General features: G+C 72.5%; 20 protein-coding genes. 12 read left to right on the top strand and 8 right to left on the bottom strand.

Annotated features, from left to right (window positions below; genetic code table 11):
• Positions 1 to 2: 2 nt before the first annotated feature.
• Both ACY34K_RS22280 and ACY34K_RS22275 read right to left on the bottom strand, forming a co-directional pair.
• Positions 3 to 938, bottom strand: coding sequence for a M56 family metallopeptidase (locus tag ACY34K_RS22280; protein ID WP_462749750.1), 936 nt, complete (start codon positions 936 to 938; stop codon positions 3 to 5).
• Positions 939 to 1,066: 128 nt separating this feature from the next.
• A complete protein-coding gene (locus tag ACY34K_RS22275; RefSeq protein WP_462749748.1) occupies positions 1,067 to 1,624 on the bottom strand; it encodes a DUF5134 domain-containing protein in 558 nt (185 codons plus the stop codon).
• Between the two features lie 151 nt (positions 1,625 to 1,775).
• Here ACY34K_RS22275 and ACY34K_RS22270 point away from each other — a divergent pair, with 151 nt between their 5' ends.
• Positions 1,776 to 2,327 (top strand): GNAT family N-acetyltransferase, encoded by a 552-nt coding sequence (locus ACY34K_RS22270; RefSeq protein WP_462749746.1) that lies wholly within the window; start codon positions 1,776 to 1,778, stop codon positions 2,325 to 2,327.
• Positions 2,328 to 2,343: 16 nt separating this feature from the next.
• On the opposite strand, the gene ACY34K_RS22265 is transcribed toward ACY34K_RS22270, so the two are convergent.
• The 3 genes from ACY34K_RS22265 to ACY34K_RS22255 all read right to left on the bottom strand — a co-directional run bounded on the left by ACY34K_RS22265 (position 2,344) and on the right by ACY34K_RS22255 (position 6,001).
• Positions 2,344 to 5,004, bottom strand: a complete 2,661-nt coding sequence (locus tag ACY34K_RS22265; protein WP_462749744.1) for an ATP-dependent Clp protease ATP-binding subunit — start codon at positions 5,002 to 5,004, stop codon at positions 2,344 to 2,346.
• Positions 5,005 to 5,125: 121 nt separating this feature from the next.
• Positions 5,126 to 5,809: a glycerophosphodiester phosphodiesterase gene (locus ACY34K_RS22260; RefSeq protein ID WP_462749819.1), complete on the bottom strand. Its 684-nt coding sequence runs from the start codon at positions 5,807 to 5,809 to the stop codon at positions 5,126 to 5,128.
• Between the two features lie 66 nt (positions 5,810 to 5,875).
• Positions 5,876 to 6,001 carry a hypothetical protein gene (locus ACY34K_RS22255; protein WP_462749742.1) on the bottom strand — a complete coding sequence of 42 codons (126 nt, stop codon included), beginning with the start codon at positions 5,999 to 6,001 and terminating at the stop codon, positions 5,876 to 5,878.
• 336 nt (positions 6,002 to 6,337) lie between these two features.
• Here ACY34K_RS22255 and ACY34K_RS22250 point away from each other — a divergent pair, with 336 nt between their 5' ends.
• The 4 genes from ACY34K_RS22250 (at position 6,338) to ACY34K_RS22235 (ending at position 10,445) form a co-directional block, all read left to right on the top strand.
• A complete protein-coding gene (locus ACY34K_RS22250) occupies positions 6,338 to 7,732 on the top strand; it encodes a DUF6421 family protein (RefSeq protein WP_462749740.1) in 1,395 nt (464 codons plus the stop codon).
• 23 nt (positions 7,733 to 7,755) lie between these two features.
• The gene (locus ACY34K_RS22245) at positions 7,756 to 8,511 is read left to right on the top strand and encodes an SDR family NAD(P)-dependent oxidoreductase (RefSeq protein WP_462749738.1); all 756 of its coding nucleotides are present in this window, start codon (positions 7,756 to 7,758) and stop codon (positions 8,509 to 8,511) included.
• A complete protein-coding gene (locus ACY34K_RS22240; RefSeq protein ID WP_462749816.1) occupies positions 8,508 to 9,578 on the top strand; it encodes a threonine aldolase family protein in 1,071 nt (356 codons plus the stop codon). The genes ACY34K_RS22245 and ACY34K_RS22240 overlap by 4 nt, the downstream gene beginning before the upstream one ends.
• A gap of 162 nt (positions 9,579 to 9,740) precedes the next feature.
• Positions 9,741 to 10,445 carry a B3/B4 domain-containing protein gene (locus ACY34K_RS22235; protein ID WP_462749737.1) on the top strand — a complete coding sequence of 235 codons (705 nt, stop codon included), beginning with the start codon at positions 9,741 to 9,743 and terminating at the stop codon, positions 10,443 to 10,445.
• Between the two features lie 2 nt (positions 10,446 to 10,447).
• Here ACY34K_RS22235 and ACY34K_RS22230 read toward each other — a convergent pair whose 3' ends face one another.
• The gene (locus ACY34K_RS22230) at positions 10,448 to 11,176 is read right to left on the bottom strand and encodes a lysophospholipid acyltransferase family protein (RefSeq protein ID WP_462749735.1); all 729 of its coding nucleotides are present in this window, start codon (positions 11,174 to 11,176) and stop codon (positions 10,448 to 10,450) included.
• Between the two features lie 400 nt (positions 11,177 to 11,576).
• Between ACY34K_RS22230 and ACY34K_RS22225 the strand changes: the two genes are divergently transcribed.
• The 6 genes from ACY34K_RS22225 (at position 11,577) to ACY34K_RS22200 (ending at position 17,937) form a co-directional block, all read left to right on the top strand.
• Positions 11,577 to 11,891, top strand: a complete 315-nt coding sequence (locus ACY34K_RS22225; RefSeq protein WP_462749813.1) for a TlpA family protein disulfide reductase — start codon at positions 11,577 to 11,579, stop codon at positions 11,889 to 11,891.
• A 225-nt stretch (positions 11,892 to 12,116) separates the two neighbouring features.
• Complete coding sequence (locus tag ACY34K_RS22220) at positions 12,117 to 12,626, top strand: flavin reductase family protein (RefSeq protein ID WP_462749733.1); 510 nt, start codon at positions 12,117 to 12,119, stop codon at positions 12,624 to 12,626.
• A gap of 191 nt (positions 12,627 to 12,817) precedes the next feature.
• Positions 12,818 to 13,603 (top strand): electron transfer flavoprotein subunit beta/FixA family protein, encoded by a 786-nt coding sequence (locus ACY34K_RS22215; RefSeq protein WP_462749731.1) that lies wholly within the window; start codon positions 12,818 to 12,820, stop codon positions 13,601 to 13,603.
• 59 nt (positions 13,604 to 13,662) lie between these two features.
• Positions 13,663 to 14,637, top strand: coding sequence for an electron transfer flavoprotein subunit alpha/FixB family protein (locus ACY34K_RS22210; protein WP_462749729.1), 975 nt, complete (start codon positions 13,663 to 13,665; stop codon positions 14,635 to 14,637).
• A gap of 157 nt (positions 14,638 to 14,794) precedes the next feature.
• Positions 14,795 to 16,102: a DUF6986 family protein gene (locus ACY34K_RS22205; protein WP_462749727.1), complete on the top strand. Its 1,308-nt coding sequence runs from the start codon at positions 14,795 to 14,797 to the stop codon at positions 16,100 to 16,102.
• Between the two features lie 77 nt (positions 16,103 to 16,179).
• A complete protein-coding gene (locus tag ACY34K_RS22200) occupies positions 16,180 to 17,937 on the top strand; it encodes a serine/threonine-protein kinase (RefSeq protein ID WP_462749725.1) in 1,758 nt (585 codons plus the stop codon).
• Positions 17,938 to 18,002: 65 nt separating this feature from the next.
• On the opposite strand, the gene ACY34K_RS22195 is transcribed toward ACY34K_RS22200, so the two are convergent.
• Positions 18,003 to 18,983 (bottom strand): LacI family DNA-binding transcriptional regulator, encoded by a 981-nt coding sequence (locus ACY34K_RS22195; RefSeq protein ID WP_462749810.1) that lies wholly within the window; start codon positions 18,981 to 18,983, stop codon positions 18,003 to 18,005.
• Between the two features lie 254 nt (positions 18,984 to 19,237).
• Here ACY34K_RS22195 and ACY34K_RS22190 point away from each other — a divergent pair, with 254 nt between their 5' ends.
• The gene (locus ACY34K_RS22190; protein WP_462749723.1) at positions 19,238 to 20,200 is read left to right on the top strand and encodes an ROK family protein; all 963 of its coding nucleotides are present in this window, start codon (positions 19,238 to 19,240) and stop codon (positions 20,198 to 20,200) included.
• A gap of 647 nt (positions 20,201 to 20,847) precedes the next feature.
• Here the strand turns inward: ACY34K_RS22190 and ACY34K_RS22185 are convergent.
• Positions 20,848 to 21,369 (bottom strand): SixA phosphatase family protein, encoded by a 522-nt coding sequence (locus ACY34K_RS22185; RefSeq protein ID WP_462749721.1) that lies wholly within the window; start codon positions 21,367 to 21,369, stop codon positions 20,848 to 20,850.
• Positions 21,370 to 21,371 lie beyond the last annotated feature (2 nt).

Here is a 21,371-nt window from a genome sequence, read left to right as displayed (position 1 = left end):
CACTACCCCAGCGCGCTCAGCGCCGGCACGAACGCCACCATCAGCGGCACCACCGGCACCAGAGCGGCGGCCGCCGTCAGCCGCAGCCGGCGGCCGGCCGGGAGCCGCGGCGCCGCCGTCAGCAGACGGTTCACCCGCTGCGGAAGCTGCGCGTCCGGCCCGGCCGACGGTCCGAAGACGCCCCGGTCCTCGTTCAGTTCCACCAGAGCGAGCGCGATCGTCAGCCGCCCGAACCGCCTGGACGCCACATCGTCGGCCGCCAGCTCCACCAGGCGGTGCATTTCGTCGCGGAACGCCGCGAAAACCGGGATCTGCGGGAAGCCCGTCGCCAGCGCCGCCGAACAGTGCAGCAGCCAGTCGTGCCGGGCGCGCGCGTGCCCCTGCTCATGAGCCAGCACCGCGTCGAGCCGGTTCCCCTGCAGGCGCCGCAACGCCGCGGTGGTGATGACGAGTTGCGGAGCCGCCCCCGGCAGCCACCACGCGTCGGGACGCTCGCCCTCCAGCAGGACCAGCGGCCCCCGCCTCGGGTCCTCGCCCGGCAACAGCGGCGCCCGCTCCAGCAGTTCGGCCCGCCGCCGGCGGCGTCGTGCCCGGGCCCGGCGCACCTCACGGGTCAGCATCGCCCCCGTCCACAGGCCCCCACACGCCAGCAGCACCGCGAGGACGGCCGACCACGGCCCCTGCGCACCCAGGGCGTACGCCTCCACCACGGCCCGCGGCGCCGGGGCGAACACATGGCCCCGGACCGCCTGCCAGGCGGCCGCCGCGCTGAACGTCATCGACAGGGCGAAACTCAGCAGCACCGCCGCCACCACGCACTGCCACACCCACAGCGCCACCACCGGCTCCCGCTCCGGCCAGTCGGCCCGCGCCAGAAGGCGCGGAGCCACCACGGCGGTCACGGCGCCGAGCAGGAGCAGCGCGAGGGAGACCAACATGCCCTCACTTTATGAGGGTCGCCTTACCCATCGGTATGGGCCGACGCGCCAAGTGACGTACGCCACGGATTCCGTGGCGCGGTGCAACGGAATCCGAACGCGTCCGTCCGCATGCCGTTGCACCGTCCTCACAGGGTGGGGAGCATCGCCAGCATCGCGATGCCCATCGACAGCCGGCACGCGAGCGCGAGCTCGGGGCGGGCGCCCCGGCCGGCCGCCGCCGGCCCGCCGGCCGTCGCCGCGACCGGCACCAGCCGGACACCCGTCCGCAGCACGTACACGGTGAAGTACGCCAGCAGGGCGCCCGTCACCGGCGGCACGCCGCCCGGCCCGTGCCCCGCGTGCGCCCCCGCGCCGCCGCCGGCCATCGCCACCGCCATGTAGACCATGGCCAGTGAGCCCACCAGATGGTGCAGATGGTGCCCGCCACCCGAAGTCGCGGCCGACCACAGGGCGTGCAGCGAGGCGGCGCCGAAGACCGCGGTGTACACCGCCCACGCCCACCCCGGCGGCGTGACCACCGCCGCGGGCAGCGACATCGCGGCCATCCCGAGCCCCATCAGGGCCTCTCCGCCGGCCGCCCGCCGAGCCTCCCCCTCGCAGCTGCGCGTCCGCAGCAGGCAATACGCCCCCGTCAGCCCGCACAGCGTCACCAGCAGCCAGCCGGACAACGCAGGTCCGTGCACGGCACACCTCCCCCTCGACCGGACGGCTCCTGGGACGATGCCCGCACCGGCCCGCGCCCACGCGAGCGCAGGGGCGTACGGGGGGAGCACGACGTCAGCCGCGTTAGGCTCGGCAGCCGGGAAGACCAGGACCGAGGGGAGACCGCTCACCATGGACACCGCAGTGCCCCAGGACACGGCCGGGCTGACGTACCGCGACGCCGCAGAGGCCGATGTGCCCGCGCTCGTCACGCTGATCGAGTCGGCGTACCGCGGTGATTCCAGCCGCGCCGGCTGGACCACCGAGGCGGACATCCTCCAGGGGCAGCGCACGGACCCCGACGGCGTCCGGGCGGTCATCACGTCGCCAGGCTCCCGGCTCCTCGTGGTCGAGCGCGACGGTGACCTGATCGCCTGCTGCCAGCTCGAGCACCGTGACGAGGCCGCCTACTTCGGCATGTTCGCCGTCCGGCCCGGCCTCCAGGGCGGCGGTCTCGGCCGGCTTGTGATCGCCGAGGCGGAGCGCCTGGTGCGCGAGGAGTGGGGCGCGCGCGAGATGCACATGACGGTGATCTCGGTGCGCGAGGAACTGATCGCCTGGTACGAGCGGCGCGGCTACCGCCGTACGGGGAAGATGACCCCCTTCCCCTACGGCGACGAGCGCTTCGGCCTGCCGCAGCGCGACGACCTCCAGTTCGAGCTCCTGGTCAAGGACCTGGCCTGACGACCGGCCGTGACCGCTAGGTACCGGGCGGCAGCGGCGGTTCCGGAGCCGCGCCCGGTCCGGTGTCCGGGGCCGGCCCGGCGGGCGGCGCCGCCCCGCCGTCCGGCGCGGCCCCGGCCTGCGGTTCGTCGGTGTGGAACGCCAATTGGCCGTTGCCCACGGTGACCTTCACCCGGGCGCCCGCGACCAGCCGCCCGTCCAGCAGCAGCCGGGACAGCCGGTTGTCCACCTCGCGCTGGATCGTGCGGCGTAGCGGGCGCGCCCCGTACTCGGGCTGGTGACCGCGGCGGGCGAGCCACTCGACCGCCTCCGGAGCGAACTCGACGCCGATGTCCTGCGCCTGCATCCGGCGGCGCGTCTCCTCCAGCAGCAGGTCCGTGATCCGGCGCAGCTGGTCCTCCACCAGGCGGTGGAAGAGGACGATCTCGTCGATACGGTTGAGGAACTCCGGCCGGAAGTGCTCACGCAGCGGTCGCAGCGCCCGCTCCCGCATCGCCTCGGCGTCGGCCTCGGACTCGCCGGCGCCGAAGCCGAGCAGGCCCCTTCCGCTGCCGATGGCCTCGGAGCCGAGGTTGCTGGTCATCACGATGACAGTGTTCTTGAAATCGACCGTGCGGCCCTGGGAATCGGTCAGCCGGCCGTCGTCCAGCACCTGCAGCAGGATGTTGAAGACGTCCGGGTGGGCCTTCTCCACCTCGTCCAGCAGCAGCAGCGAGTACGGGTGACGGCGCACCGCCTCGGTGAGCTGGCCGGCCTCCTCGTGGCCCACGTATCCCGGTGGGGCTCCCACCAGCCGGCTCACGGTGTGACGCTCCTGGAACTCGCTCATGTCGAGCCGCACCATGCGCTCGTCGCTGCCGAAGAGCGCCTCCGCGAGAGCCCGGGCCAGCTCGGTCTTGCCCACTCCGGTCGGCCCCAGGAACAGGAAGCTGCCGATCGGCCGGCGGGGGTCCGCGAGCCCGGCACGGGACCGCATCACCGCCTCGGACACCGCGGCGACCGCCTCGTCCTGGCCGATCACCCGCCCTCGCAGACGCTCCTCCAGGCCCAGCAGCCGCTCCTTCTCCTCCTGGGTGAGGCTGCTGACCGGAATGCCGGTCTGCCGGCTGACCACCTCGGCCACGTCTTCGGCGGTGACCTCGATGATCCGGCCGTCGCCGGTCGGCCGCTCGCCGTGACCGTCCTTGATCCGCCGGTCGATTTCGATGATCCGGTCGCGCAGCTCGGTGGCCCGCTCGTACTGCTCGGCCGCGACGGCCTGGTCCTTGTCCCGATGCAGCCGTTCCGCCTCGCGCTCCAGGAGGCGCACATCGGTGTCGGCGGTCCGCGTCCGCAGCCGGACCCGGGCGCCCGCCTGGTCGATCAGGTCGATCGCCTTGTCGGGCAGGAACCGCTCGGTGAGGTAGCGGTCGGACAGCTCGACGGCGGCGAGCAGCGCCTCGTCGGTGTACCGGACCTGGTGGTGCGCCTCGTACCGGTCGCGCAGCCCGCGCAGGATCTCCAGCGCGTCCTCGGGGCTCGGCTCCGGCACCAGGATCGACTGGAAGCGGCGGGCGAGCGCCGCGTCCTTCTCGATGTACCGGCGGTACTCCTCGAGCGTCGTGGCACCGATGACGTGCAGCTCGCCCCGGGCGAGCGCGGGCTTGAGCATGTTGCCGGCGTCCATCGAGCCGCTCTCGGAGCCGCCGCTGCCCGCCCCCGCGCCGACCACGGTGTGCAGCTCGTCGATGAAGACGACGAGTTCCCCGGAGTGCTCGCGGACCTCGTCGATGATCGCGTTCATCCGCTCCTCGAAGTCGCCGCGGTAGCGGGTGCCCGCGACCACCCCGGAGAGGTCCAGCGCGACGACCCTGCGGCCCTGCAGGATGTCGGGCACGTCGCCCTCGGCGATCCGCTGTGCCAGCCCCTCGACGATGGCCGTCTTGCCGACGCCGGCGTCACCGATGAGTACCGGGTTGTTCTTGCCGCGCCGGGAGAGCACCTCGACGGTCTGCTCGATCTCGTCGTCGCGGCCGATGACGGGGTCGATCCGACCCGCGCGGGCCAGGTCGGTCAGGTCGCGGCCGTACTTGTCGAGGGTGGGCGTGTTGCGCTGCGGGCCGGGCCGCTGTTCGGCCGGGCTCTCCCAGGAGCCGGCCGAGCTGCGCGGGAAGGGCCCCGGCAGCGGGCCGGAGCCGAACCGGGCCTCGTTCAGGATGCGCCCCGCGGCGGAGTCCGGGTTCGCCGCCAGCGCGGCGAGCACATGCTCGGGCCCGATGTAGGACGCGCCGATGTGCCGTGCCAGATCGTGGGCGTCGAGCAGGGCCCGCTTCACCGCGGGGGTGACCGCGATGCGCGACTGCGGCGGCCCGTCGCCGGCCGTCCGGTCGATCTCCGCGGCCAGGGCGTCCGGGTCGGCTCCGGAGCGGGCCACCAGGTCGCGGGTCGGCTCGGTGTCGAGGGCGACGCGCAGGAGGTGTTCCGTCTCCAGGTCGGTGCTGCCGTGCTGAGCCGCGTAGCTGGCCGCCTCGTCGACCATCCGCCGGGCCGGCTCGCTCATCAGCCGGCCGATGTCCAGGTACCTGGAGCCGGACCGCCCCCCGCCGGCCGCACCCGTCCCGGCACCGAAGAACCGGGCCAGAAACTCGTGAAACGGGTCAGGGCCGAAGCCCTCCGAGCCCAAGAAGCCGCTGCTCATATGCGTCCGTTCCGGTGTGGGAGACCTGCTGGATCCTGACGCGGGTTCCCGGGGCGATTCCGGTTACACCTGTGACGAACGGTACAAAACGCGACTCCCGGCGGCGCGGCGGGGAAGCCGATCAGGCGGTGAACCGGCCGGTACGGCGGATCTCCGGGTAGTCGGTGGTCGCCCCGTCCAGTTCCAGGGCGCGCACCAGCCGCAGGTGCTCCTGCGTATTGACCACCCAGCCGATGATCCGCAGTCCGGCGGCACGTGCCCGCTCGGTGGTCTCCAGGGTGAGCCTGCGGATGTTCAGGGCCAGCGTGGCGGCGCCCACCGCCTCCGCCCGCTCGACGATGTCGGCGCCCCAGCGGCTGGCGATGAGAGCCGTTCGCACGCCCGGGACCAGCCGGGCGATCTCGGCGACCGCGTCGTCGTGGAAGGACGAGACCTCGATCCGGCCTGCCAGGTCCCGGCGGACCATGACGTCGGCCAGCGCGCGGGCGGCGGCGACGTCCTTGATCTCGGCCTGGAGAGGGGCTCGCACCGCCTCCAGGACCTCCTCGAACACCGGGATGCGCTCGCCCCCGCCCGCGTCGAGTTCGCGCAGCTCGGCGAGGGTCTTCTCGGCGATCGGACCGGTTCCGTCGGTCGTGCGGTCCACTTCGGCGTCGTGCATGACGACGAGTTCGCCGTCCTTGCTCAGGTGCAGATCCAGCTCGATGGCGTCCATGCCCGCGTTCTCGGCGCGGACGAAGGAGCGCAGGGTGTTCTCGGGTTCGACACCCATCACTCCGCGATGACCGATGGTGAGGAAACTCAAGGTCTTCTCGCTTCCGTCGAAAGCGGCTCCCCGCGCGGCGCGGTGCCCACGCGGCACGGCGGCAGCCTAACGGTCCGTCACCGAGATGGAACCGGTCTCGCGCGACGGACCGGAGTGGTCCGCTCGGGTGGCGGCCATGCCGAGCACGAAGCCGGTCAGGAGGGCGGCGACGAGGACAGCGCGGATGCTCATGGCGTATCGCTCCGGGGTGGGTGGCGGCAGGGGGCGCGACCGTCCTACCCGGGCCGGGCCGCGCGCGGACAGGCATTTCACTCGCGCGTGGGCGTGTCGCCGAAGCCTTGACGAGGCCGTGCCGTGAGCGTGCTCGCCAGGCTGCGGAATGGAGTGCTCCGGATCGGTCGGCGCCCGGGGGTCGTGAGGGATGCGTGTGTGCGGGGCGGACTGGACAGGAAAAATCGCGGTGACCATGGGGGGTCGGCAGGATAATTTCTTCCTGGCCCACTTGTGGCGGAGAACCACCCATGGATACGGTGCCTTAACGCGAGGTTCTCCCGTGGAGGAATGGTGATGACGGAAATTCTTGTGCAGGACGTGATGGGTGGAGACGTGTCCACCGACGCCAGGGTGGTTGACCACCCGGCCTGGCCCGAGCTCAAGAATGCCGTGGAAGAGATCCGCCGCTGGCAGTCGCCGGACGGCTCGATCGACTTCGACGCCGAGAGTGCCCCCTCCCGTGCCGTGGTGGAGGCCGCGCTCGACCGGGTCGTCTCCGCCGTGGAGCGGCTCTCCCCGCTGGTCGCGCACGATGCCGCGTACCACCGTGCGCTCGTCGCAGACCTGCGCAAGTGGGCCGAGAGCTCCTTCGGGGTGCCGGACTTCCTGGACTCGCTGCTGGCCTTCCAGCCGGCCGCCGACCGTGTCGACGGACTCCAGCACCTGGTGCTCTTCCCGATGTACACGCAGAACGGCAACCCCGACCGGAACCTCGAGGCCGTCGTGCTGCGCATGGTCTGGCCGGAGTGGCTCGCCGAGCTCGAGGCCACCCGCTACGACAACCCGCTCTTCTGCGGCATCACCTTCGAGGACTTCACCTCCGGGTACGACACCAACTCGGCCGTCCTCTTCCCGGAGACCATCGCCGTCCGCGAGGCCCCCGAGCGCTTCAGCTGGGGCGGCATCTTCTGTGACCGCGAGGCCGCGCGCTTCCGCCGCGTCACCGAGGCGGCGGTGGACATACTCGGCCTGGAGCTGCCCGACGACATCCGCGAGATGGTCGACGACCAGGAGCGCTGCGAGAAGGCCTTCGTCCTGTGGGACATGGTCCACGACCGCACCCACAGCCACGGCGACCTGCCCTTCGACCCCTTCATGATCAAGCAGCGCCAGCCGTTCTGGATGTACGGCCTCGAGGAGCTGCGCTGCGACCTCACCGCCTTCAAGGAGGCCGTGAAGCTGGAGGCCGAGGGCAACCAGCACGGCCGCGACGTGCAGTACGCCGTGCTGTTCGACCGGATGTTCCGCTTCCCGGTCACCGGCGACCGCGTCCGCAACTACGACGGACTGGGCGGCCAGCTGCTCTTCGCGTACCTGCACAAGCACGACGTGGTGCGCTGGACCGACAACACGCTGAAGATCGACTGGGACCGCGCCCCGCAGGTCACCAACCAGCTCTGCGCCGAGATCGAGAAGCTCTACCGGGACGGCATCGACCGCCCCAAGCTCGTCCACTGGTTCGCGGCGTACGACTTCGTCTCGACCTACCTCGCCCCGCACCCGGGCTCCCGCTGGGCCAAGGGCCCCGACGCCCTCGACCTGACGCAGCCGCCGCGCAAGCTCGTCGACGACGTGCTTCCGGACGAGTTTCCGCTGAGCATGTTCTACGAGGCCCTCGCCAAGAAGCTGAAGGCCGTGATCGCCTCAACCAAGGGCATCACCGCCCAGTCCGAGCGGCCCGCCGCGTGAGTGCCGTCACCGAGGAGACCACGATGAACAGCAACGGAAACGGCGTGCTCGACGGTGCCGTCATCGCCGTGGCCGGCGCAGCGGGGCCGGCCGGCCGCGCCACCCTCCTGCGGCTCGCGGAGGCCGGCGCCACCGTGGTCGCCGCGGACGCCGACCCCGCGCGGCTCGCCGAGGCGGTCGACGCCGCCCGGTACGCGCACGGCGGCGCCACCGTCACCGGCGACACCGTCGACCTGCTCGACCTGGGCGCCTCCCGCGAGTGGGCCGACAAGACGGAGAAGGAGTTCGGCCGGGTCGACGGTCTCGTCCACCTCGTCGGCGGCTGGCGCGGCAGCGCGTCCTTCGAGCAGACCGACCTCGCCGACTGGGACCTGCTGGAGAAGCTGCTCATCCGCACCGTGCAGCACACCTCCCTCGCCTTCCACGACGCCCTGCTGCGCAGCGGCCGCGGCCGCTACGTCCTGGTCAGCCAGGTCGGCGCGCACAAGCCGATCGCCAACAACGCCGCGTACAACTCCGCCAAGGCCGCGGCCGAGGCGTGGACGCTCGCCCTGGGCGACTCCTTCCGCAAGGCGGGGGGCGACGAGGGCCCGAAGGCCGCGGCTGCGATCCTGGTGATCAAGGCACTGGTGCACGACGCGATGCGCGCCGAGCGCCCGAATGCGAAGTTCGCGGGCTTCACCGACGTCAAGGAGCTGGCCGACGCCATCGCCGGAGTCTGGGACCGGCCCGCCCCGGAAGTGAATGGACAGCGCCTGTGGCTGACCCCCAAGCCCTGACCCCGGCCAAGACCGACGCACGGCGGCACCACGACCCCGCGGTACGCGGTTTCGCCAGCGACAACTACGCCGGAGCCCATCCGGAGGTGCTCGCGGCCGTCGCCCTCGCCAACGGCGGCCACCAGGTCGCCTACGGCGAGGACGACTACACCGACCACCTCCAGCGGGTCATGCACAGCCACTTCGGCCCGACCGCGGAGGCCTTCCCGGTCTTCAACGGCACCGGCGCCAACGTGACCGCCCTGCAGGCGCTCACCGATCGCTGGGGTGCGGTCGTCTGTGCCGAGTCCGCGCACATCAACGTGGACGAGGGCGGTGCCCCCGAGCGGATGGGCGGGCTGAAGCTGCTCACCGTGCCGACCCCGGACGGCAAGCTCACGCCCGAGCTCATCGACCGGCAGGCCTGGGGCTGGGAGGACGAGCACCGCGCGATGCCGCAGGTCGTCTCGATCACCCAGAACACCGAACTGGGCACCGTCTACACGGTGGACGAGATCCGCGCGATCGTCGAGCACGCCCATGGGCTCGGCATGAAGGTCCACCTGGACGGCGCCCGGATAGCCAACGCGGCCGCCTCGTTGGATGTGCCGATGCGCGCGTTCACCAACGCGGTCGGGGTGGACGTCCTGTCCTACGGAGGCACGAAGAACGGAATGCTCTTCGGCGAGGCCGTCGTCGTCCTCAACCCGGACGCGGTCAGCCACATGAAGCATCTGCGCAAGCTGTCGATGCAGCTCGCCTCCAAGATGCGGTTCGTGTCCGTGCAGCTGGAGGCACTGCTCGCCAAGGACCTCTGGCTGCGCAACGCCCGGCACGCCAACGCGATGGCCCAGCGCCTCGCGGAAGGCGTGCGCGCCGTCGACGGGGTGGAGATCCTCCACCCCGTGCAGGCCAACGCGGTCTTCGCCCGGCTGCCGCACGAGGTGAGTCTGCGCCTGCAGAAGCGCTTCCGCTTCTACTTCTGGAACGAGGCGGCCGGGGATGTGCGCTGGATGTGCTCCTTCGACACCACGGAGGAGGACGTCGACTCCTTCCTCCAGGCGCTGAAGGAAGAGATGGCCCGCTGATCCACGGCGGCGACACGCTCGGCGACGGAAACGGCCGACCGGAAGGCCCTCACCTTCCGGTCGGCCGTTTCCGGCGGATTGTGGTTCAGTAAACTGTACTGATCGGTGCGGTAGGGTGAACCGTGAGACAGTGTTTCCGACGAAAATTCCGAACGGCGGATCATGACCTTCACGCTCACCGTCGCCGACGAGGTGCGCACCCTCGTCCCCGGCTTCGCCCATCTTGCCGTCGAGGCCCGCGGGCTGGTCAACGGTCCCAGTGACGCGACCAGTTCCGCTCTGCTCGACGACGCGGCGCGCCGCCTCGCCGAGCGCCTCGACGGCCGGGCGCCGCACGAGGACCCGCACATGGTGGCCTGGCGCGCGGCGTACACCGCCTTCGGCGCCAAGCCTTCCCGCACCCGGAACTCCGCCGAGGCCCTGGCCAAGCGCGCCCTCGCGGACGGCGGGCTGCCGCGGATCAATCTGCTCGTCGACGCCTACAACGCGATCAGCGTCGCCCACCTCGTCCCGGTCGGCGGTGAGGACCTCGACCGGATCGAGGGCGGCATGCGGCTGGTGCGCGCGGCCGGCGACGAACCGTTCGTCACCGTGGCGGGCGGCGAGGAGACGGTGGAGCACCCGGACGCCGGGGAAATCGTCTGGCGTGACGACGAGGGCGTGACGTGCCGGCGCTGGAACTGGCGCCAGGGGCCCCGCACCCGGCTCACCGGGGAATCGGTGAACGCGATCTTCCTGCTGGAGAGCCTGGCACCGATGACCCATCGTGAGCTCGAGGCCGCGGGCACCGAACTCGCCGAGTCGCTGGAGAAATTGAGCCCCGGAGCGCGGATCACCGTCCACGCCCCGGACCCGGGCCCGCGATGAGTTCAGCGCGCCTCGGCGGCCTTCACTTCCTCGGGAGTCGGAGCCGTGCCGCCGAGGTGCGCCGGCATCCACCACGTGTCGTCCGGGCCCTTGGGGCGTACCGGATAGGCGCGCTGTGCGGCCTCCAGCAGCTCCTGGACGCGCTCGCGCAACTGACGCGTGATCGCCCCCGCGTACTTGTCGCGCGAGGCCTCGATGGCCTCCCCGACCCGGATGGTGATCGGGATGTGGCTGCGCTTGAAGTTGCGCGGGTGTCCCTTGGTCCACAGCCGCTGGGTGCCCCACACGGCCATCGGGATCAGCGGCACCCCGGCCTCCTGGGCCAGCCGTGCCGCGCCCGTCTTGAAGCTCTTCAGCGTGAACGACTGCGAGATGGTCGCCTCCGGGAACACACCGACGATCTCGCCGGAACGCAGCGAGGCGAGCGCGTGCGCGTACGCCGCCTCGCCCTGCTTGCGGTCCACCGGGATGTGCTTCATGTTCCGCATCAGCGGGCCGGAGATCTTGTGCCGGAACACCGACTCCTTCGCCATGAAGCGCACCAGGCGCTTCTGGGGCAGGGCGGCGAGACCGTCGAAGATGAAGTCGAGGTAGCTGATGTGGTTGCTCACCAGCACCGCACCGCCCGAGCGCGGGATGTTCTCCGATCCCTTGCAGTCGATCTTCAGGTCCCAGGCCTTGAACAGCGTCAGGGCGAGACCGATGGCGGGACGATAGGCAAGCTCGGCCATGGACGGAGTGGACCCTTCTCTCTGCCTGGGAAGGGGGATCCCGGCGGGAAAGTTACGTAGCCGTAGGTTTACGGCTTTGCGCAGATCGTGCCCCATGAACGGACGAGTAGCCAGTCCTGGTGCCGGGGAACGGCGAGATCCTCGTCACGTCGGGCCCGCCGTGACCCCGCCGGGAATCATCCGGGCCCTCCCGGCGCTGGAGGGATGGACGACGAGGAGGGAGGCGGAAACAGTGCGCGCGGACGGCGGAGTGCGGGGGCACGCGGGCCCGGCGGAACCGGGAAGCCCGGCGGAAGCCGGAAGCGCGGCGGAACCGGGAAGCCCGGCGGAAGCCGGAAGCGCGGCGCGGCCGGGAGGGACAGCGGGTTCCACGGGCCCCGCGGAACCCGGGGGCCAGGCCCTGGGGCCCCATGCCCTGGGGCCCGCCGAGCTCGGTGCCCCGCTCGGCGAACGGGCCACCCTGGTGCAGTTCTCCAGCGCCTTCTGCCAGCCGTGCCGGGCCACCCGTCGGACCCTGGCCGACGTGGCGGCGATGGTCGGCGGCGTCGCACACGTCGAGATCGACGCCGAGGAGAACCTCGGACTCGTCCGCGCCCTGGGTATCGCCAGGACTCCGAGCGTGCTCGTGCTGGACGCCGCCGGCCGGATCGTCCGCAGGGCCGAGGGCATGCCGCGCAGGGCGGATGTCATCGCGGCCCTGGGGCAGGCCGTGTGACGCCCCGTGAGACCGCCCGCCAGGGGACCTCCGTGAGACATCTCCCACATCCCCGGACGCCCTTGACTGCGCCCACCATCTATCGTCAGTCTGACGCTGTGCCCCCAGAACTCCTTCTTCACGGGCGGGCCCATGTGGACCTGGCCCGCAACGCGAGCGCGCGCTGTCCGGGTGACTGAGCAGCCACGGATCCCCCAGTCGCGCCTCCCCGAGAAGGACAGTTCCATGACGGTCTCCGCCGACCCGGCCACCGCCACGCCCCTCGCCGCACCCGAACTGCTGCGCTCCGTCTTCCGGCGGCACGCGGCCGGTGTGGCGGTCGTCACCGCGCGGGGTGAGCGCCCCGTCGGATTCACCGCCACCTCCCTCACCTCCGTCGCCGCGGATCCGCCGCTGATCTCCTTCGGCGTGGGCACCTCGTCGTCGAGCTGGCCGGTCGTCTCCGAGGCCGAGCACATCGGCGTGCACATACTCGGCGAACACCAGCAGGAGCTCGCCGCCACCTTCGCGCGCAGCGGGGCGGACCGTTTCGCCGCCCCCACCCGCTGGTACACCGGCCCGGAGGGCGTGCCCGTGCTCGACGGCGTACTGGCCTGGCTGGTCTGCCGGGTCGTGGCCCGTGTCCCGGCCGGTGACCACCGCATCGTGCTCGCGGAGGTCGTGGCCGGGGACCCGGCGGGGGCGGGCCGGCCGCTGCTGTACCACCAGGGGCGCTTCAACGCCCTGCGCGACTGACAAGTCCCGGTTACTCAGCGTTGGCAAGGTCACAGTGCAAAGCGCTTGCTCAGCGGGAAAGCAATCGGTGTACTGACGAGTAATATTCGGAGCGGGGCGTCAGCCGCCCCGACCGGAAACCGCCCTATCAGGCGCCTATGCTGCGTGTAACACAAGCAGCCCAGTAATGACGATGCAGTAGGAGAGCCGGCGTGAGCTTGAGGATCGTTGTCTGTGTGAAGTACGTGCCCGACGCCACCGGCGACCGGCACTTCGCCGATGACCTGACCGTCGACCGCGACGACGTCGACGGCCTGCTGTCGGAGCTGGATGAGTACGCGGTCGAGCAGGCGCTTCAGATCGCCGAGGACGCGGACGACGCGGAGATCACCGTCCTCACCGTCGGCCCCGAGGACGCCAAGGACGCGCTGCGCAAGGCGCTGTCCATGGGTGCCGACAAGGCCGTCCACGTCGAGGACGACGACCTGCACGGCACCGACGTCATGGGTACGTCGCTGGTGCTCGCCAAGGCCATCGAGAAGACCGGCTACGACCTGGTCATCTGCGGCATGGCGTCGACCGACGGCACCATGGGTGTCCTGCCGGCCCTCCTCGCCGAGCGTCTGGGCGTGCCGCAGGTCACCCTGCTCTCCGAGGTCTCCGTGGAGGACGGCACCGTCAAGGGCCGCCGTGACGGTGACACCGCTTCCGAGCAGCTGGAGGCGTCCCTGCCGGCCGTCGTGTCCGTGACGGACCAGTCGGGCGAGGCCCGCTACCCGTCGTTCAAGGGCATCATGGCCGCCAAGAAGAAGCCGGTGGAGTCCCTGGAGCTGGACGACCTGGACATCGACGCCGACGAGGTCGGTCTCGAGGGTGCCTGGACCGCGGTCGACTCGGCGGCGGAGCGTCCGGCCCGCACGGCCGGCACGATCGTCAAGGACGAGGGCGAGGGCGGCAAGCAGCTGGCCGAGTTCCTCGCGAGCCAGAAGTTCATCTAAGGCTCGCGCGAGCCTCCTCACCGCCCCAGATTCTTCGCATCGCAGGAGATTGAAGTCCCATGGCTGAAGTTCTCGTCTACGTCGACCACGTGGACGGCGCCGTCCGCAAGCCCACCCTGGAGCTGCTGACCCTGGCCCGCCGCATCGGCGAGCCCGTCGCCGTCGCCCTCGGCTCCGGCGCCGAGGCGACCGCCGCCACGCTCGCCGAGCACGGCGCGGTCAAGGTCCTCACCGCCGACGCCCCCGAGTTCGCCGACTACCTCGTCGTACCGAAGGTGGACGCCCTGCAGGCCGCGTACGAGGCGGTGTCCGCCGGGGGCTCCCTGGCCGCCGTGCTCGTCCCGTCCTCCGCCGAGGGCAAGGAGATCGCGGCCCGCCTCGCGCTCCGCATCGGCTCCGGCATCATCACCGACGCCGTCGACCTCGAGGCCGGCGACGAGGGCCCGGTGGCCACGCAGTCCGCGTTCGCCGCCTCCTTCACCACCAAGTCCCGTGTCTCCAAGGGCACCCCGGTCATCACGGTCAAGCCGAACTCGGCCCCCGTGGAGGCCGCCCCGGCCGCGGGCGCCGTCGAGGCCCTCGCGGTCTCCTTCTCCGAGAAGGCCACCGGCACCAAGGTCGTCTCCCGCACGCCGCGCGAGTCGACCGGCCGTCCCGAGCTGACCGAGGCCGCGATCGTGGTCTCCGGCGGCCGTGGCGTCAACGGTGCCGAGAACTTCGCGATCATCGAGGCCCTCGCCGACTCGCTCGGTGCCGCCGTCGGCGCCTCCCGCGCCGCCGTCGACGCCGGCTGGTACCCGCACTCCAACCAGGTCGGCCAGACCGGCAAGTCGGTCTCGCCGCAGCTGTACATCGCCTCCGGCATCTCCGGCGCGATCCAGCACCGCGCGGGCATGCAGACCTCCAAGACGATCGTGGCCATCAACAAGGATGCCGAGGCCCCGATCTTCGACCTGGTCGACTACGGCGTGGTCGGCGACCTCTTCGACGTCGTCCCGCAGCTGACCGACGAGGTCAAGGCGCGCAAGGGCTGACGCTCTCCGGAACCGGCCAGGGGCCGCGCGGTGGACACCACCGCGCGGCCCCTCGTCGTCGGAGGGACCATTGACGCAGGTCAAGGGCACCCATTAACTTCGCTATGCGGATTGTTGATTCCGTGAAGCGGAAATCCTGAGTGTGGAGGGTGTGGGAATGGGTCAGCAGGAGAAGGTGTCGACGAGCCTCGCGGGCGCGGTCAGCGAGGGCATCAGCGCCTCCCTCGTCTCGGTGGACGCGGAACTCGCCCGCCGGTACCCGGGCGACCCCGGCACCCGCCAGCCCGTCCACACGGTCTACGTCCCCGGTGACGCCTTCGCCGCCGGCACCATCCGCTCCTGGGGCGACCAGGCACTCGCCGCCCTCGACGAGCACGCCCCCGACGCCGCCTCCTTCGCGGCCGTACTCGGCCTCACCGACGACCTCGCCGAGGACGTCCACGCGCGCGTGCGCGCCAAGCTGGAGCGCGAGCCCATCGAGGACCTCCGGGTCGACTTCGAGGACGGCTACGGCGGCACGGACGAGGACACCGACGCGGCCCGGGCGGCCCGCCTGATCTCCGAGGCGTACCGTGCGGGCGCCTCCCGGGCCGGAAGCACCGCCGCGCCCTACATGGGCATCCGCATGAAGTGCATGGAGGCCGCCGTACGCGACCGGGGCATCCGCACCCTCGACATCTTCCTCACCGGGCTGATGGAGGCCGGCGGCCTGCCGGACGGCCTGGTCCTCACCCTCCCCAAGGTGACCTATCCCGAGCAGGTCACCGCCATGGTGCGGCTGGTCGAGGAGTTCGAGAAGGCACGCGGCCTGGAGCCCGGCCGCATCGGCTTCGAGATCCAGATCGAGACCAGCCAGGCCATCCTCGCCGCCGACGGCACCGCCACCGTCGCCCGCATGATCGACGCCGCCGAGGGCCGCGCCACCGGACTGCACTACGGCACCTTCGACTACAGCGCCTGCCTCGGCGTCTCCGCCGCCTACCAGGCCAGCGACCACCCGGCCGCCGACCACGCCAAGGCGATCATGCAGGTCGCCGCCGCCGGCACCGGAGTACGCGTCTCCGACGGCTCCACCAACGTCCTGCCCGTCGGCCCCACCGAGAAGGTTCACGACGCCTGGCGCCTTCACTACGGCCTCACCCGCCGCGCCCTGGCCCGCGCCTACTACCAGGGCTGGGACATGCACCCCGGGCACCTGCCCACCCGGTACGCCGCCGTCTTCGCCTTCTACCGCGAGGGCTTCGAGCAGGCCGCCGCGCGCCTCTCCGCCTACGCCAACCACGCCGGCGGCGACGTGATGGACGAGCCCGCCACCGCCAAGGCCCTCAGCTCCTACCTGCTGCGCGGCATCGACTGCGGCGCCCTCGACACCGCCGAGGTCGCCCGCCTCACCGGTCTCACCCGGGCGGACCTCGACGGTTTCGCCGCGCCGCGGCGCGGCGATCTGACGGCCACGGCCCAGTAGGCCTGGCCGGCACCGCAGCCCCGTACTCTGTACGCGTCATTCGGACGGGAAATCGCGAAACAGGGAACGGGGCAGCGGTGTCTTCGGGGGAGAACGAAGTGATCGCCGGGCGCTACCGGATCATCCGGCAGCTCGGCCGCGGCGGCATGGGCGTCGTGTGGCGCGCCCACGACGAGGTGCTCGGCCGCGAGGTGGCCCTCAAGGAACTCCGGACGTACACCGACTCCTCCGGCCACGAACTCGCCGACCTGCGGCTGCGCATGCAGCGAGAGGCCCGGGCCGCCGCCCGCGTCCGCCACCCCGGAGTCATCGCCGTCCACGACGTCGCCGACCACCACGGCCGTCCCGTCATCGTCATGGAGCTCATCGACGGACCCTCCCTCGACGACGTGCTCGGCGAGCGCGGCGTGATGGATCCGCGCGAGGCGGCCGGAATCGGCGCCAAGGTGCTGGAGGCACTCGGCGCCGCCCACGCCGTCGGCGTGCTCCACCGCGACGTCAAGCCCGGCAACGTCCTCCTGGACCGCGGTGGCCGGGTGGTCCTCACCGACTTCGGCATCGCCGCCATGGAAGACCCGGGGGACGGCTCCACCACCCACCTCACCCGCAGCGGCGAGATCGTCGGCTCGCTCGACTACCTCGCCCCCGAACGGGCACAGGGCCAGGACCCGGGCCCCGCCTCGGACGTGTGGGCGCTCGGTGCCACGCTCTACGCCGCGGTCGAGGGCGCGTCGCCGTTCCGCCGTACGTCGACCTGGTCCACGCTCACCGCGATCGTCGCCGAGCCACTGCCCGAACCCCGCCGCGCGGGCCCTCTCGGCCCCGTCCTGCGGCAGCTGATGCACAAGGACCCGGCCCAGCGTCCCGACGCCGCCACGGCGGCCCGGCTGCTGGCCGCCGTGGCGGCCGGACAGACGCCCGTGAACCCCGAGGGTCCCGCCGGTACCTATGTGCCGACCGAGCGGAACGTACTGCCCCACCAGCCACAGGGCTTCGGTCCGGCGACACCCACCGAGGTCCCGCCGGCACCGGCCCCGCAATCACTGGTCTCGCATACACCCGCGCCCCAGGCTCACGCGCCCCAGGCTCACGCGGGCCGGGCACCGGCCCCCCAGGCCGCGGCGAAGGCCAAGCGCCGCTCCGGGGCCCTGGTGGCGGCCGCGGCGGCCGCGGTCCTGCTGGCGGGCGGAGGCGTGACGTACGCGCTCATGGACCGCGAACAGCCCCCGGCCGGCCAGGAACTGGCGGGCGGCCGCGCCGACACCACTCCCACGGCCGGCGAACCCGGCCGGGCCCTCGACCCCGGCAGTGCCCCCTCGCCGTCCGCGGGAACGCCGAGCGCGAAGGCGTCCGAGCCCGGCGCCACGAAGCCGGCCACCCCGTCGAAGCCGGCACCCGCGCCCGGTGCGGGCACGGACGGCGGCAAGGGGTCCGGAGGCGCCGACGGCGGCACGACCGGCGGCACGACCGGAGGCACGGGCACCACCACCGGCGGCACGACCGGTGGCTCGACCACCACGACCGGCGGGGGAGACCCGGCGCCCGCGCCCGCCCCGGTCTGCCACTCCATCGGCGGCGGCAAGTACAACTGCCAGGTGTGGCGCACCGCGAAGTCGTACCGCTACGACGGCGGCGAGATGGGCGTCCTCAACGCGGGCACCAACTACTTCTACTGCCAGGCGAATCTCGGCCGCCGCGAGACGCACGGCGAGTGGACCAACGTCTGGTGGGCCAGGACGGACGACGACAGCGGCAACACCAACGTGTACGTCAGCGTCGTCTACATCCAGGGCGGCGACAACGACGCGCCGCTGCCCGGCCTCCCCGTCTGCTGACGCCGCCCCGGCCTGTGCGGGCGGCGCCCCGGGGAACCGCCGCGGACCCGGGGCACCAGCAGCGCTCAGGAGGACGGGGCGATCTCGCCCGACCCGCGCGGAATCAGCACCGTCCCCAGCTCGGTGCGGGCGGGCGCGTCGTCGGCGCCGTCCAGCCGGCGGAAGAGCCGCTCGGCCGCCGTCCGCCCGAGCATGGCGGCGTCCTGGGCGACGACGGTGATGCCCAGCAGATCGGCGAGCTCGATGTCGTCGAAGCCGACCAGCGCCACCGGCCGTTCGCGCCCCGCGAGTTCCCGCACCACCGTCACGGTCACCCGGTTGTTACCGGTGAAGATCGCGGTCACCGGGTCGGGGCCGGACAGCATCGCGGTCACCGCGTCACGCACCCGGCCGGGCTCGGTCGACCCCAGCGAAACCCATGCCTCGTCCACGGCCAGCTCCGCGTCCTCCATGGCCGCGCGATAGCCGCGCAGCCGCTCCTTGGCGGTGTGGATCCGGGGCTGGTCACCGATGAACCCGATCCTGCGGTGACCGTGGCCGATGAGGTGCGCGACACCGTCCCGCGCGCCGCCGAAGTTGTCGGACACCACCACGTCGGCATCGATCCGCCCGGCCGGACGGTCCACGAACACCGTCGCCACGCCCGCCCTGATCTCCGGCTCCAGATAACGGTGGTCGGCGCCGGCCGGGATCACGATCAGCCCGTCGACCCGCCGCGCGCACAGCGCCAGCACCAGCTCCTGCTCACGGTCCGGGTCCTCGGCGCTCGAACCGTTGATCAGCAGCGCGCCATGAGCGCGCGCGACCTCCTCGACCGCGCGGCTGAGCGGGCCGTAGAACGGGTCGGCGAGATCCTCGAGGACCAGACCGATCGAGGCGGTGCGGCCCTTGCGCAGCACGCGCGCGCTGTCGTTGCGGCGGAAGGCGAGTGCCTCGATGGCCTCCTGTACCCGGCGCTCGGTGTCGGGAGTGACGCCCGGCTCGCCGTTCACCACGCGGGAGACGGTCTTGAGCCCCACCCCCGCCCGGGCCGCCACGTCCTTCATCGTCGGCCGATTGCCGTAGCGGTGATCGGGTCGGCGGGCGGTCTCGGCCACGGTGCGCAGTCCTGTCGTGTCGTCGGGTAAGGGCGTGGTGCAAGGGTGTGGCGTCGAGCATAGGCCCTGGACAACGTTGTCAGGGGTAGGGAGACTGGAGGAGACTGGTCTTGAATCAGTCTTGAAGCAGCATGGAATTCGCAGGTCCGGCAACGGCTGACACGGCCTGCCGGGGCAGACTCATCACCGGGGGACCGACACCGATGCATTCCGACCTCGTCGCCGCACTCGACATCGGCGGCACCAAGATCGCCGGCGCGCTGGTCGACGACAACGGCACGATTCTCGCCCGCGCCCAGCTGCCCACCCCCGCGCGCGAGGACGGTGAGACGGTCATGCACACCGTCGAGGCGGTGGTCGCGGAGCTCGCCGGGTCGCCGCTGTGGGCCGAGGTCGGCGCGGTCGGCATCGGCAGCGCGGGGCCGGTGGACGCCTCCGCCGGCACGGTCAGCCCCGTCAACGTACCGGGCTGGCGCGGCTACCCCCTGGTCGCCCGGGTACGGGACGCGACCGGCGGCCTGCCCGTCGCCCTGGTCGGCGACGGTGCCGCCATGACGGCCGCGGAACACTGGCAGGGCGCCGCCCGCGGCCACGACAACGCGCTCTGCATGGTCGTGTCGACCGGGGTCGGCGGAGGCCTCGTCCTGGGCGGCCGCCTCCACGCGGGCCCCACCGGCAACGCCGGGCACATCGGCCACATCAGCGTCGACCTCGACGGCGACCCCTGCCCCTGCGGTGGACGCGGGTGCGTCGAACGGATAGCGAGCGGGCCCAACATCGCCCGGCGCGCCCTCGAAGGCGGCTGGCTGCCCGGGCCCGACGGCGACACCACCGCGGCCGCTGTGGCCGCTTCCGCGCGCGCCGGCGACCCGGTCGCCCTCGCCTCGTTCGAACGCGCGGCCCAGGCCCTCGCGGCCGGCATCGCCGCCACCGCGACCCTCGTCGAGATCGACATCGCCGTGATCGGCGGGGGAGTGGCCGGCGCGGGCGAGGTGCTCTTCGCCCCTCTGCGCAGCGCCCTGCACGACTACGCCACGCTCTCCTTCGTCCAGGGACTCAAGGTCGCCCCCGCGCTCACCGGCACGGACGCCGGCCTCCTGGGCGCGGCGGCCGCGGCGGCCCCGCGTCGCAGGCCGGCCACGGCCCCGGCGGCGACCGTCGGCTGACGCACCGCGCCGGTGCCGGGCTCCTCGCGAGGCCGTGTCGAGACAGCGCTGTGGGCAGTCCGTACCGGCTCCGCGGCCCGTACCGGTTTCGCGGCCCGTACCGGTTTCGCGGTCCGTACGGCTTCGCGGTCCATGCGGGCTCCGCGGCCCGTACCGGTTTCGCGGTCCGGCCGACTCCGCAAGCCGTACCGACTCCGCAAGCCGTACCGGCTTCGCAGCCGGCCGGTGGCGCAACTGCCGTCCCGCCGCCGGCGGACTCCTGACCGGACTCCCGGTCGCCGCGCGCCGCCCGCAGGCCCCCGCCCCAACGTGCCTCCTCACCCCGGTCCAGGTGGGAGAACTCGTCGGGCGGGCCGGCGGCCCGGCGCCGCGAGGTCCGATCCATGGACGGCGGCCCGGCCCGCCCGGCGGGCGGGACGCGGGCGTCACCGATGAGTGCCGCAATGGGGAGCGCTTCGCCATACCCGCGGCGCCGCGAGGCGCCCCGGCCGCCTTGGACCGGCGCCCGTACCACCGGCCGGGTGAGCGTAGCGACACGCCGGCCCTCGCCGGGGTTGTCGAAACGCGGGGGAAGCAGCGGCTGCGGCACGCGTCGCGTCGGCCACGACCGCTGGGACGCCAGGGGGAATCGGGGACGTCACCCGACTTCAGTCCTCCGACCCCCGCGGCACCGCCAGGTCCGTGAGAACGGCGCCTCCGGGAGCGCTCCGCGCCCAGCCGGTCCCCAGCGTGAGCGTCGCGACCGCGCTCGTCGGCAGCTTCTCGCGTGCGCGGGACAGGGCGTCGCCGTGCCCCTCCGCGGCCAGCAGCAGGACGAGGTCCTGCATCGCGGGGTTGTGGCCGACCAGCAGCAAGGTGCGTACGTCGTCCGGGGTTTCACGGACGACCGCGAGGAGGTCGTCGGCGTCCGCGTCGTACAGTCGGCCGTCGAGGCGCACCTGGGGCGCCGTCCCGAGCTGTTCGGCGGCGAGCTCCCACGTCCGGAGGGCCCGTGTCGCCGTGGAACAGAGCACCAGGTCGGGGACGAGGCCGGTCTCCCTCAGCAGGCGACCGGCGGCGGGTGCGTCGCGCAGGCCGCGCGCGGCGAGGGGCCGGTCGTGGTCCGCCACGCCCGGCGGCCGGTCGGACTTGGCATGGCGCAGGACGAGCAGGCGGCGTGATTCTGGCACGG

The sequence above is a fragment of the Streptomyces sp. STAM6 genome, assembly GCF_054963715.1.
This window is presented reverse-complemented; position numbering and strand designations above follow the sequence as displayed.